Below are 12,850 nucleotides of genomic sequence, written 5' to 3'. Positions count from 1 at the left end.
TTATTTATCTACCAGTACAAACGCGCAAAAAAAATGGTTATTTTTTAAACAAAACGCGCAAAGATTTAGCTACTATAAAAATAAACTGTATATTCATCCAGTTTTTTTGTTTTTATCCACAAGGAGTGTCTGCCGATTGTTTTTGAAATGAAGGTTCAAGCCCTTTTCTCAACTTTATACGAACCGAACTTCGCTTACGCGGTTATAGCTTAAGAAATAGAAAAGTCTTATCTGTATTGGATTAAATACTTTATCCGTTATCACTAGCTCAAACGGCAGTGTCTAGCGGTTGGGATTGCTTTGACGAGATAAATAACGCGAGCATTTCAGTTACCCCTAAACTCAGAGATATAATTAGTCTTTAGGTAATTTTTTCTTTTATCGTTTCTTTTACAAAATGGCTTATTTACTTAGTTCAAAACGATCTTTAAGGCAGTTTTAATATTCCTTTAATCTATATATAATTCATGCCTATATTTTAATTATCTGGAGTGCTCTCATGCGCCGATTCGTGACTCTAACGGCTTTGTTTTTGTTTGGCTGGAGTGGTTTAGTGACTGCTGCTGACAAATCCCTTGAAATTGGCTATATGCCCATTATTCCGATTTCCCAAGCCTTTATTGTTTTGGAAAATAACGCCTTGGAAAGTGCTGGTGTTAGCGACCCTAAGTTGTTCCAATTTCAAAATGGTCCAGCTATTGTTCAAGCCTTGTTAGCCGGTCAGTTAGATATTGCTTACCTTGGTATTGGGCCAGCGATGGTTGCCCGCGCTAAAGGTGCAGACATTAAAGTTGTCGCTTCAAACATTGTTGAGCAAATCAGCATGGTTGCCCTAGGCAGTTTGTCTCCTTACTTTGATAATGGTGATGCAAACACAGCCTTTACTCGCTTCAAAGCAGATAAAGGTCGTAACGCGGTTATTTCCACTTTCCCTAGAGGCTCTGTGCCAGAAACCGTATTGCAGTATTGGTTGCAAAACCAGTTAGGCATGAGCCGTGATGAGATTAAGCAAAACATCGACATTATTTATCAAGGTGCCGCTCAAGTTCAACAAGCCCTAATGACTGAAGCCGTAGATGGCGCGGCCATTCTAGAGCCTGTTGTTAGTATTATTAGTGACCGGAAATCCGATGCAAAAGTTGTCGCGTCTGGTTCTGGTATGTTCCCTCATCAACCCGGTGCAGTGTTGGTTGTGCGTGAATCATTAATTAATGAGCACCCTGAGTTAGTGAAAGCGTTAGTGAAAGCACACATAGCGGCTACTGAACAATTGCGTGATGATCCAGAAGAAGCAGTAAAATCTGTTGGTAAATATGTCGGCGGTGGTCGCTTACCTGCGAAGATCGTTTTGAATGCACTGAAAAATTCACGCGATCAATTCGAAGCTAATCCGAATGCCATTATTGATGGCACTCGTACCATGCATGATTTCCAAGCAGCCCAAGGCACACTTAAAGTCAAAGTAGACCTTGAAGCCTTGTTTGATGTTCGTTTTTATAACGATCTAGTTAAGGAGTAATTCCCTATCATGGCATCACAGGCTCACCCTTTAGCACGAACACCATTAGGTCGTGCTTTATTGGGAATCATCGGTGTGGCAGCGTTTGTCATGCTCTGGAAATATGCCCAATCGGCAGGTTGGGCGGCAGCAGGAACTATTCCAGATCCTTTTAAATTGCCACAAGCACTGGCCGATGAATGGACATCTGAGCGTTTGATGCCGGCCGTTCTTTCTAGCTTGGTTCACTACATTTGGGGCTTGGCGATTGGTACTTTTCTTGGATTCTTGGTCGGGACATTGGCGGCCTCTTCATCCCTGCTAGATGCACTACATGCTTGGTTGGCACGAATTCTTCGACCGATTCCACCTTTGGCTTGGGTTGTCTTTGCCATTGCTTGGTTCAAAGTAAGCCATGCTGGCGCTGCCTTCGTTATTGCGATAGGCGTGTTCTGGGTAAATTACTTTGCGACCTATTCTGCTGTACGCAATGTGGACTCTCGTTTTTATGAATTGGCTCGTGCTTTTGGTCAAAACGGGCATTTACGTCAAGCACTTCAAGTAACCTTGCCGGGAGCGGCAACGGGTATTTTTTCTGGTATTCGTACCGGTATTGGCCAAGCTTGGATGACGTTAATCGCTGCTGAATTGTTGGGTGTTCCAGGTATGGGACAAGAGATGAATTCGGCCGCTGGCGTAGGTGCTTACGAAGTGGTTGTGGTTTACATGCTGATTATTTCTCTGGTTTACACCTTGAGCGATACCCTGTTTGGTTTTATTGAAAAGCGAGTGCTGACATGGCGTCCATCCTAAATATTGAAGGCCTGAGCTATCATTATGGTAACAGTCCAGACCCCGTTTTTGCCGATTTGAATCTTCGGATGGAAGACGGTGAGTTCATTGCGGTTGTCGGTGGTTCTGGTGTTGGCAAATCAACTTTATTACGTTGTGTTGCAGGTCTGGCTACGGCGAGTCATGGCAGTATTGCTATTCATGTTGAAGAAGACGATACGCGACGCTCCCGTGGCGTTGTGTTTCAAGATGGTCGTTTAATGCCTTGGCGTCGATTACGCAGCAATGTAGCTTACGGTCTAAAAGGACTTAAGCTAACAGCGGAAGAAAAACGCGACCGCGTAGATGAAGTACTGAAACTGGCTAGACTGGAAGAATTGGCTGAGCGTTGGCCACATCAATTGTCTGGTGGGCAAGTTCAACGTGGCGGCATTGCGAGAGCATTGGCGGTTCAGCCTCACTTATTATTAATGGACGAACCTTTCAGTGCGGTAGATGCGATTACTCGTCAACATTTACAAGATCAGTTACTAGCAATCTGGGAACAGACTCGCAAAGCAGTGATGTTTATAACCCATGATATTGAAGAAGCGGTGTATTTAGCGGATCGTGTCGTTGTGCTGTCTGGCTCACCTGCGAACATAGTGTTAGATAAGCGAATCGACCTGCCTCGTCCACGTCATCGCGGCACAGACGGATTACAAAAAATGGCTCAAGACATTGCAAATGCACTTTAATTTTTAAGAGGATATAACTATGGCTGTTACTCAATTATTGATCCATGCACCAACAGTAGATGCTTTGAAACGAGCTCAGAATAACGCGCGTAATTTGCTCAAATTAGAACCTGATGCCCAAGTGGAAATCGTCGTTAATGGCCCAGCGGCGGCATTGGCCGTCACCTTAACTGATGAGGATATTTTAAGTCGGTTGGTGATTTGTCGTAATAGTCTTCAAGCTCAAACACTGTCACCTCAACCTCAGGTTAAGCTAGTCGACGCAGCGGTTCAGTATCTTGCTCATCAGCAAGCGAAAGGTTGGGCTTATATTCAGGCCTAGGCTGTTTCCAATCGCCCAGTAAACCGCCTTGAAGTACGCCGAAGAAAATACCAAAAGCGAGGTCAAACGATAGTATCGAGCGGCTGGGATTACTTTGGTTGTTTGAAGTCGCCGTAATTTATCAGGCTATAAAGTCTAGAATTTTTTAACTACTAAGCTATTTCTAACAAATCACTAGTTTTGATCTGACAAACTACTTCGCCACCATCAAACGCACACAACTCGCCCTCTTCCATTTGTTGCCAGCTTTCATCTTGAGTTAGAGGTTACGTTGCAATAACAGTAACAACGTCTTTATCTGTAGTGACTTCTTTGAAGTCGATAATGACATCTTCGTCAGATAAAGTTGCTTTTTCATTAACAGGACAGGCACCATAAAAACATGATACCGAAATTCAGTAAAGCGGATCAAAGCTTACTAAAAAGTCTTTTTATTGCTTTTAAAGTAGGGATATTACAGAAAGGGATTTAATAGCTAAAATTAGAGGAATACTGAGCCAAATAACTATTATAATTAATGGATTTTCATTGAGTTTTTATAGCAGGTTAGGTGATTAGTTGTAAAACTTACCTTTTAGGCTTTCTCTATCATTAGTGTCTCTCGCAGTAATGGTCTATTGGTTATGATACATAACCAATTTTCTGAGAAAGTATTTAAAATGTTCTTAGGGTGTCTGTTCCAGTAAAACCGTTTCTTTATTAAAAAATGTGCTTTTATGTTAATATTTGTATTCTAAGTGTTAGATATAACTATAAGATCATAGAGGATTATATGAAAAAAATATTATTGAAATTAAGTGCATCTTGTCTTTGTTTAGTCGGAGTTGTTGCTTGTAGTAGCTCGCCTTCTTCTGATAGTTCTTTACCTTCAATTAAAACTTCTGAACAGTTTAGAATTGAAAATGTGGCATTGAATGTTGAACAGCTTGTTACACCTGATATTCAATATCATACGAGTGCAGAGATTCAGTCATTCGTTACTGATGGTATTAAGGAAAACTTATCGCAAGCTGGGTTGTTAACACAAGACGGCACTATGGACTCTTTAAGTATTGTTATTACTTATCACAGAAGGTTTGTTGGTGATAAAACGCCAATTCCATCAGACTCTTTAGCGTACCCATTTTTTGATTATGTTATAAAAATTAAAAGTAATGACAAACAGATTTCGACAATATCGAAACATAACCTAACATACCGCGGTGGTTTCACAATGAATCTTAAAGTAGCTGGTGGATTGTTAAGAGATAAATCAGATGAAATTGCATTTATTGATGCGTTATCTCGTTCTGTTTCAGATACGATTGAATCATTGAAAAAGTAAGATTATTGTTCTCAAAACTTAAAAAAGGTGACGAATTAAAACTCAATCACCTTTTTTAAGGTTTAACAATTCTCAAATCATTGAATAATTAGCGTCAATTAAGGTACAAGGCTTTGATCTGACAAACCACTTCGCCACCATCAAACACACACAACTCGCCCTCTTCCATTTGTTGCCAGCTTTCATCTTGAGTTAGAGGTTGCGTTGCAATAACAGTAACAACGTCTTTATCTGTGGTGACTTCTTTGAAGTCGATGATGACGTCTTCGTCTGACAAGGTTGCTTTTTTGAATGGCGCTCGGCGGGTTATCCAATGTAGCTTGGTTGTGCAGAAGCAATATAATCGGTCGCCATCAGACAGCATCATATTGAAAACGCCACGGGCTTTTAACTGTAACGCTAACTCAGACAAGGCCGTAGAAATAGCATCTAACGAGGGCTCATTCTCACCAAAGCGTGATTGTAACTGCTCGATGATCCAGCAAAAAGCACGCTCTGAATCCGTACTGCCCAGTGGGTGATGAACAGACACTGGTAAAGCCATTGCGTCTTCTAGTTGCCCATTATGGGCATATGACCAAGTTTTACCCCACAATAAGCGACTGAATGGATGCGTATTTAATAAGCAAACCCCACCTACATTGGCTTGGCGAATGTGGCTAATCACTATGTCACATTTTAATGATGTGCTGCTGATGATCTCCGCCATGTCTGAGTCTGCACTGGGTCTTGGGTCATGAACAGACCATACATATCCATCACGATACATAGCCATTCCCCAACCATCTTTATGAGGACCTGTACGCCCGCCACGAGCACGTAAACCAGAAAAACTAAAACAAATATCCGTTGGCACATTCGCGCTCATGCCTAATAACTCACACATTTTCTATGTCATCACTCTTAGCAGATTTATTTTTCTTCGAGAGGCGATACAAAAAGATACCCGCCCCAATAAGTAGAAGAACACCAAAGTTTAATGCACCGTACATAATCCATTCAGACGTAGATAAACTCTCTGTCTTTTGGTCATCCTCTTCCGCTGTTAATTCCTCTTCTGACATTGCTTCTTCATTTGGCACAGTATAATTAGAAGGCTCACTGTCTTCTTGATCATCAACAATAGAAACAGCAGGAGGAACCAGCATTGGCATTACGTCTCTATTCTGTGACGGAACAGACGTTAATAAAATACCAATAGGGGCAACATCACCTAAGATCACGGTCGCTTCGTTGTCACCTTCTCGGTTAAAGTTCCAATAAGGAGTCCAATAGTCAAAACGCAATCCAGTTTGTGTGACACCAATTAATTTGGCTCTCACTTTCACTTGGTCACCAGAAGAAACGGGGACCACTTTGTTCCAGTAGCCCTGACCTAGCAACGGCATTAATTCAGTATCTGTTGAGCCATTTTCGTAGGTAAATTCAATTTGTACGTTAGAACGCATCACATTGAGTTTTAGGTTTACTGGTTTAGCAGAAAACTCAACTAAATTACCACCTGTGTTCATTCCTTTAAACTCTATTCCAGGATGAACGGTGAAGTATTGACTCAATTGACGAGAGAAGGTTTTTCCATCCACAACGCTGATCAGTTCATAATTACCTGCGGCGGTAATGCCTTCTAAACGTTTTTTAAATTGGCTGTTCGTCTTGTCCATTTTATGAGAAAAAATCGTTTCCTTCTTCTCTCCATTTAACAAAACAAGTGTTTGCGTCACGGTTAATAAATCAAGAACGCCTTCATCTTGAATAAGAGTATCTTTTTCAAACAAACCTACTGTGGAGTAAATGGGTTCATTCTGAAAAATAACCGGAGCAACTTTGGTTGCCTGCGCACTCAAATGAGTAATGATGCGAATACTACTGCGCTCAAGATCAACATTATTGATTTGCCAATTGCCAATATCAGGCTTGCTAACTGTGATAAGTGTGTAATGGTCTGATGCGGATACAGACACATTAGTATCATCGATTAGAGAAAGAATTTTACCATTCGGTTTGATGATATGAGGTTGTATACCGTTCTCGTGGAATACGACTAATGTTAATTCGTCGATCGCGTCATCTACTGTAAAACGATTACCATCAAAAGGTAATTCATCGGACGGTGATGCTTGTGAAAAGATACGGTCGAATGTGTCTAATAAATCTTCTGGAATGGCAACTTCGGTGTGCGTTGCATCGGTTCTTAGGGAAATGGACTCAAGCAATTCTTTGTCTGTGTAGCCAGTCATGGAAATGGTATGAAGGTGTATACCGTTTTCTTCTAGCTTTTCAGTTAAACCATTAAGAATACGGTCACGGGATGCTTTGTTTACGGCTTCATCTAAACTAATGTCGACCATGCCATCGGTCACTAGAATCCAATGACGATTAAAACCTGCTTCAAGACCACCAGCGTCTGGTGTGTCTAAAAGAACCTTAACAATGGCTTCTAAATCGGTTTTAACGTCTTGTGTGACGTAACTATCAACATAACTCGCTAACTTAGCTTTGGTCGCTTTATTAACGATAGATTCTGGCAATAAAACACGAGGCGCTTCACCAAACAACCAAATACCCAAAGTGGCTTCTTCTTCAGGCGCAAGATTGGAAATAAGTCGTAATGCTTCTGACGTTAACTTATCAGGATCACTGATCAGCATACTACCTGACGCGTCCACAATAACGCGAAATTGGGTATCAGCTTGACTCACTGGCGTCCAAAATGACACAACAGCAGATAACAACAACACAGTATTTATTTTCAACCACTTCACGTTTGCGAACTCCTTGAACTACTTTGCTGAAATTAGCGGCCGTTTATAATCAGGTTAGATCATAAGGCTCTGGCATGCCATGTACCCATTTAATAATATGGGTTTCCCACTCTTCTTCGTCGACTGCATTTTCATTTACAGCGTAATGCTGAACCGTTAAACCTTGGCTCAACATTTCTTTGTTATTACCAACAATCAAAGGGTGCCAGTTAGGCAGTTCTTTGGTTTCATGCAATACACGATAGCTGCATGTATCTGGTAACCAATGAAACTCATCAATTTGATCTGGTGTTAACGTAATGCATGTTTCTACTTTCTTTTGTCGTGTCTCGTAGACCTTACATTGGCAAGTCGCTACGTTTAGCTGCTCACAAGATAGGTTAGTATAAAAAACCTCTTCTGTTTCATCATCTTGAAGTTTTTGTAAGCAACATTTACCACAACCATCGCAAATAGACTCCCATTCTGTTGGAGACATTTGCTCTAACGGAATGGTTTTCCAAAAAGGCTCTCGACGCTTAGCAATCATAGTTAATAAACAGCTTGTGTTGGTGTTTTATAAAGATCTAACAAGTAGTCGTCTTTCGCTGGCGGTAGCTGCAAATAAAACCCTTTTTCGCGAATGCCTTTGATCACGTTTTCAGGGGTGGCTCTGGCCAACTTACTTTCTGTCGTCAATAACATTGTCATTGCACTAATGCCTTTTCCGAAGCGCGTCATTAGCTCTTCAGGTATGTCTTTAAGACCTAGGCTTTTTTCCACATACAAGTACATTCCGTCATGTTTTGAAGAACGAAAAACTTGTACGATTAAATGCTGTTTCATAGTTTTCTCTAGGCGATTATCGCCATTTTCAGGACGTCTTATGTTCTTAAGACTGTTTAAATTGCTCTAACACTGGATCAATAATAACGTCACGACGCCAGCCTGTCATAGCAGGGTTAGTCCAGTCCACTTCAGTACCATCAAACAAATGACGCACTAAAGGGTCTAATAACTTACGTTTCATCATGGCTTCTGGTGCAATATTTAACGCTTCAGATTTTTCACGTACAAACGCCTTAATTTTTTTGCTTAAATCACCCGTCTGAGATGGCAATGGCATTTCTAATGGCAACTGATATTCATCTTCAGACAGTTCATTCACTAAGGCTACATTTTGCAAGATAACATCACCGTATAAACGATGTTGACGACCTGTTAACTCTTCTGCTTCTGACACCGCTTTATTGTGCGTTGGCAACGTACTCGCCAATGACCATAAAGTACGGTCTTTTAGAATTTGGCCTTTTGGCACATCTTCTTTGCGAGCTTGTTCGTCACGCCAAATAAACAACAAACGCAACAGGGTTAATCCTGCTGGAGACAAACGCCAAGCGGTTTTAATGTTCGCCCAGTTTTGTTCAGGATTGGCATTCATTCGATATTGCCATTTCAATGAGTCACCGTCTTCTATGACCCAATCCAGCATATTTTTTTCTTCTAGACGAGCAATCTGCAAAGGATAAAGTTTTGCCAAATACACAACATCTAAAGCCGCATAGCGTTTTTGAGCATCGGTTAACGGACGTTGAATCCAGTCTGAACGCGTTTCATCTTTGGCGACTTCTATTTTTAAATATTCATGCACTAGCTTCACATAGCTCAATGACCATTGGCCACTTGCGTAGGCTTCACCTATTTGAGTGTCGTAAAATGGCGTTGGTAGTACGCCCAGCAAACAATCAAATACATCTAAATCTTCAGAACAAGCATGAAACACTTTCATCACGGAAGGGTTAACCATTAAGGTTCTCAATGGCTCCCATTCATCAATGCTCAGTGGATCAATAAGGACAGCTTTATCACCTTCACTAATCTGGATGAGCCCTGTAATAGGGAAGTAGGTCGAACGACGAATAAACTCCGTGTCGACAGCAATCACTGGCAATTCTGCCCAGTAATTACACCAACTTAATAGAGATTCGTTATCCGCTACCCAAATAATATTTAGAGCATCATCTTGATCATTCATACTAAAGTGTTTTCCGTCCCTCTAGCGCTAACGCCAGAGTATTCCCATCAACGTATTCCAGTTCACCACCCATAGGTACACCATGGGCAATGCGGCTGACGTTGATGTTCAATGTTTTTAATTTTTCAGCGATATAGTGACAAGTTGCCTCGCCTTCTACCGTCGAATTGGTGGCGATAATCGCCTCTTCTACTTCGCTGTGCTGAACCAATGCCTCTAGACGGTCTAAACCCAACTCTTCTGGGCCAATACCATCGATAGGCGACAAATGACCAAGCAATACGAAGTAACGCCCAGTAAAAGTACCTGCAGATTCGATTGCAACAACATCTGCTGGTGTTTCAACAATACACAGATGTTTGGCATTTCGTTCTGGGTCTTGGCAAAGCTGACACTCAGCTTCTTCTGTCAGAGTACGACAGCTTGAGCAACGCCCAACTTTGTCGAGCGCCTCACGCAACGAGTTCGCTAGCCTATCCGCCCCTTGATGATCACGCTCTAATAGATACAAAGCCATTTTTTGAGCCGACCTTGGCCCAACACCTGGTAAGCAACGCAATGATTCAATTAATTCTTTAATTAAGGGACTAAACACAACAAACTCCTAGAACGGCATCTTAAAGCCTGGTGGCAAAGACATACCTGCTGTCGCTGCATCCATTTTTTCTTTTTGGCTTACTTCAATATTACGTACTGCATCATTTACTGCGGCTGCAATAAGGTCTTCTAACATTTCTTTGTCGTCTGCAAATAAAGAGTCGTCGATAGAAACGCGTTTTACGTCATGTCGGCCTGTCATTAGAATTTTCACAAGTCCTGCACCGGCTTGTCCTTCGACTTCCATATTGCCGACTTCTTCTTGCGCTTTTTGCACGTTTTCTTGCATCTGTTGCGCTTGGCGCATCATGTTACCCATACCACCTTTAAACATAACTACCTCTCTCTAAATTAAGCTTTAACTTTAACAGTATCATAAACCAATTGTGCGCCCATTTTAGTCGATAAAGCTTGCACAACTGGATGTAAATTTAAGTGTTCTATTGCTACCTGTAGGGCTTCGGCACGTTTACTGGCTGCAAATTCTTCTGCGGTAACACCTGCTGTCTCTTCTACCGTATCGATAATTAAAGGGACGGTTGTCGAGAAATAATCGCCTAGTGCACCTTGTATTTGTTCGTAACGGACTTGGTTGAGCATATGCCCGTATTCTAACGGAACCTGCAAACGAATACCTTGATCACTCGCGTCAACCAAACTGGAGTTCATTAAAATATTTTGAACCATGCCAGTTAAAGGCAAACGCGGAGCAACAAGCCACCAGATTTTCATGGTGAGCTCATTATAATGACTCATCTCTGGTACAGGTAGACCTAATGCAGGTTGCGCTATTTTATCTGGTACTTTTGATAAGCGTGTATCAGGTTCTTTTTCCCCATTACCTAAAGAACCATCCTCAGAAACGGAGTCTTCAGGATCATCAATCGAATTTAATGCATCGACTAAATCTGCAGCAGGATTAAAAGGGTCGATCACATCGGCAATCGCTCGCTCTTCCGCTTCTTCTTCGTCTTCATCATCCGAGTCTTGTGTATCGTCAGAAAAATCAGACTCTGCCACAACAAAGGGTTTGGTATTTTTTGTTTCTTTAATGTCTTCAGTTATTACAACTTCAGATGTATTTTGATCTTCAACAGCTTCTGGTTCTGTTGTTTCCATATTGGAAACGACCGCTGAAACCAGTGTCTCAGCGTTTACAGGTTCTTCTGCAGAAAATTCCTCAACAACTGCTTCTTGATCGACTTCACCGTCAAGGGTTGTTTCATTTTCAGCAGCAGTTTCTTCAAGGATTTCATCTTCAATTATAGTCTCTGCAGGTGCATCTGAACTTACTGTGCTTTGAACCTCTTCGTCCTTGTTTGGCTCAACAGCAATAAGTTCCATAGAAGACTCAGTTTCTGGAGCGGCTTCCCAAGGTGGACGTTCTGAAGCGGGTAAATCTGCCAACACTACAGGCTCTTTCGAACTTAAATCTTCAACATTATCCGTTATTGGGCTTTCATTATGTGTTTCCGTAACTTGTTCTGTTTTTTTTTCTATCGTTTCTTCTGCTACAGCCTGCGTTTCATTTGGCTCATAGGCGTTTGACATTTGGTTTGTCGCTGGCAGGTCTTCAACCATTACGGGTGGCGTACTGTGGCTAACAACCATTGGAGGAGTCGGACGAAAAGCGATTAGCCTTAACATCAGCATCTCAAACCCTGCACGAACAGAATGCGCAAGGTGTAAATCACGACGACCAATTAATAAGCTCTGATACATGATTTGAATTTCTTCAGGGCTTACACTGGCTGCAATGGCTTTTATTCGATCCAAATCCCCTAGCTGATCTGACAACGCATCTGGCACTTGTTGCTCTATGGCAACACGATGGAGGCTTTCTAATAAACTGCCACAAATAGCGACAAAATCAGGTTGATAATCGGCTAGCAGTTCAATTTTAGATAACACATCAGCGGCGTTTTTTGCCCCAACAGATTCTAATAAATCCAACACCTGGGCCTGATTGACTAGACCTAGCATGGCAGTGACGCCAGATTCAGAAATAGAGCCATTACCAAAAGCAATTGCCTGATCCGTCAAGCTTAAAGCGTCACGCATGCTGCCGTTTGCGGCTTGGCCTATTTGCCACAATGCGGGTTGATCATAATTAATTTGTTCGCTACCTAATACGGTTTGCAGATAGTCCACCACTCGTTCTGGTGACATATTCTTAAGATTAAATTGCAAACATCGGGATAAAACAGTGACAGGAAGTTTTTGTGGATCTGTCGTCGCTAAGAGGAATTTTACGTGTTCTGGCGGCTCTTCAAGCGTTTTCAATAAGACATTGAAAGAGTGAGTAGACAACATATGCACTTCATCTATCAGGTAGACTTTAAAGCGACCACGAGTTGGTGCGTATTGTACATTTTCTAAAAGTTCTCGGGTGTCTTCTACTTTGGTACGAGATGCCGCATCGACTTCAATTAAATCGATAAAACGACCTTCTGTAATTTCTCTGCAACTGTCGCAAGTACCACAAGGCTCAGGAGAAATACCGTTGGTTTCACAGTTTAAGCATTTAGCAAAAATACGCGCAATAGTTGTTTTACCGACCCCGCGGGTTCCGGTAAACAAATAGGCGTGATGTAAACGCTGTTGGCGTAATGCATTGACCAATGCCTGAAGAACATGGTCTTGGCCAGCCATTTCAAGAAATGTCTGTGGACGCCATTTGCGTGCTAAAACTTGATAACTCATGATAGGTACTTGCTGATAAAAAGCGATTTTTTATTGTACGGCAGTCCGAACAATTTCGAAACCACTCTTCGCATTCTGAAGGGAGAGTAATACAAAGAAAT

At 41.7% G+C, this 12,850-nt stretch carries 13 protein-coding genes and 1 pseudogene; 5 read left to right on the top strand and 9 right to left on the bottom strand.

Translation table 11 applies throughout. The annotated features are described in order from the left end of the window. Nucleotides 1-499 precede the first annotated feature (499 nt). The 4 genes from IF202_RS12470 to IF202_RS12455 are packed head-to-tail and all read left to right on the top strand — an operon-like array spanning nt 500 to nt 3,349. Complete coding sequence (locus IF202_RS12470; RefSeq protein WP_191595251.1) at nt 500-1,519, top strand: ABC transporter substrate-binding protein; 1,020 nt, start codon at nt 500-502, stop codon at nt 1,517-1,519. Nucleotides 1,520-1,528: 9 nt separating this feature from the next. Next, entirely contained in the window at nt 1,529-2,311 is a 783-nt protein-coding gene (locus IF202_RS12465) for an ABC transporter permease (protein ID WP_191595250.1), read from the top strand. Further along, nucleotides 2,296-3,027, top strand: coding sequence for an ABC transporter ATP-binding protein (locus IF202_RS12460; RefSeq protein WP_191595249.1), 732 nt, complete (start codon nt 2,296-2,298; stop codon nt 3,025-3,027). The genes IF202_RS12465 and IF202_RS12460 overlap by 16 nt, the downstream gene beginning before the upstream one ends. Before the next feature lie 19 nt (nt 3,028-3,046). Next, nucleotides 3,047-3,349 carry a DsrE family protein gene (locus tag IF202_RS12455; RefSeq protein WP_191595248.1) on the top strand — a complete coding sequence of 101 codons (303 nt, stop codon included), beginning with the start codon at nt 3,047-3,049 and terminating at the stop codon, nt 3,347-3,349. A gap of 152 nt (nt 3,350-3,501) precedes the next feature. Here the strand turns inward: IF202_RS12455 and IF202_RS17795 are convergent. After that, nucleotides 3,502-3,603: pseudogene (locus IF202_RS17795) on the bottom strand (hypothetical protein); the annotation flags it as partial. Nucleotides 3,604-4,121: 518 nt separating this feature from the next. Here IF202_RS17795 and IF202_RS12445 point away from each other — a divergent pair. Then, a complete protein-coding gene (locus IF202_RS12445) occupies nt 4,122-4,673 on the top strand; it encodes a hypothetical protein (RefSeq protein WP_191595247.1) in 552 nt (183 codons plus the stop codon). Between the two features lie 94 nt (nt 4,674-4,767). Here IF202_RS12445 and IF202_RS12440 read toward each other — a convergent pair whose 3' ends face one another. The 8 genes from IF202_RS12440 to dnaX are packed head-to-tail and all read right to left on the bottom strand — an operon-like array spanning nt 4,768 to nt 12,749. After that, entirely contained in the window at nt 4,768-5,559 is a 792-nt protein-coding gene (locus IF202_RS12440) for a class II glutamine amidotransferase (protein WP_191595246.1), read from the bottom strand. Next, a complete protein-coding gene (locus tag IF202_RS12435) occupies nt 5,552-7,435 on the bottom strand; it encodes a VWA domain-containing protein (RefSeq protein WP_191595245.1) in 1,884 nt (627 codons plus the stop codon). Before IF202_RS12435 ends, IF202_RS12440 begins: the two co-directional genes overlap by 8 nt. Before the next feature lie 49 nt (nt 7,436-7,484). Then, the gene (locus IF202_RS12430) at nt 7,485-7,964 is read right to left on the bottom strand and encodes a YcgN family cysteine cluster protein (RefSeq protein WP_191595244.1); all 480 of its coding nucleotides are present in this window, start codon (nt 7,962-7,964) and stop codon (nt 7,485-7,487) included. A 2-nt stretch (nt 7,965-7,966) separates the two neighbouring features. Continuing rightward, on the bottom strand, nt 7,967-8,260 hold the full coding sequence (locus IF202_RS12425; RefSeq protein ID WP_191595243.1) for a YcgL domain-containing protein: 294 nt from the start codon (nt 8,258-8,260) through the stop codon (nt 7,967-7,969). A 46-nt stretch (nt 8,261-8,306) separates the two neighbouring features. After that, nucleotides 8,307-9,449: a ribonuclease D gene (gene rnd / locus IF202_RS12420; protein ID WP_191595242.1), complete on the bottom strand. Its 1,143-nt coding sequence runs from the start codon at nt 9,447-9,449 to the stop codon at nt 8,307-8,309. Nucleotide 9,450: 1 nt separating this feature from the next. Beyond that, nucleotides 9,451-10,044: a recombination mediator RecR gene (gene recR / locus IF202_RS12415; protein ID WP_191595241.1), complete on the bottom strand. Its 594-nt coding sequence runs from the start codon at nt 10,042-10,044 to the stop codon at nt 9,451-9,453. 9 nt (nt 10,045-10,053) lie between these two features. Continuing rightward, nucleotides 10,054-10,380 carry a YbaB/EbfC family nucleoid-associated protein gene (locus IF202_RS12410; RefSeq protein ID WP_191595240.1) on the bottom strand — a complete coding sequence of 109 codons (327 nt, stop codon included), beginning with the start codon at nt 10,378-10,380 and terminating at the stop codon, nt 10,054-10,056. 17 nt (nt 10,381-10,397) lie between these two features. After that, nucleotides 10,398-12,749, bottom strand: coding sequence for a DNA polymerase III subunit gamma/tau (gene dnaX, locus IF202_RS12405; RefSeq protein WP_191595239.1), 2,352 nt, complete (start codon nt 12,747-12,749; stop codon nt 10,398-10,400). Between the last annotated feature and the right edge of the window lie 101 nt (nt 12,750-12,850).

The organism is Marinomonas colpomeniae (genome assembly GCF_014803385.1).
GTDB lineage: Bacteria > Pseudomonadota > Gammaproteobacteria > Pseudomonadales > Marinomonadaceae > Marinomonas > Marinomonas colpomeniae.
The sequence above is the reverse complement of the archived record's forward strand: the minus strand, read 5'-3'. Positions and strand labels throughout refer to the sequence as shown.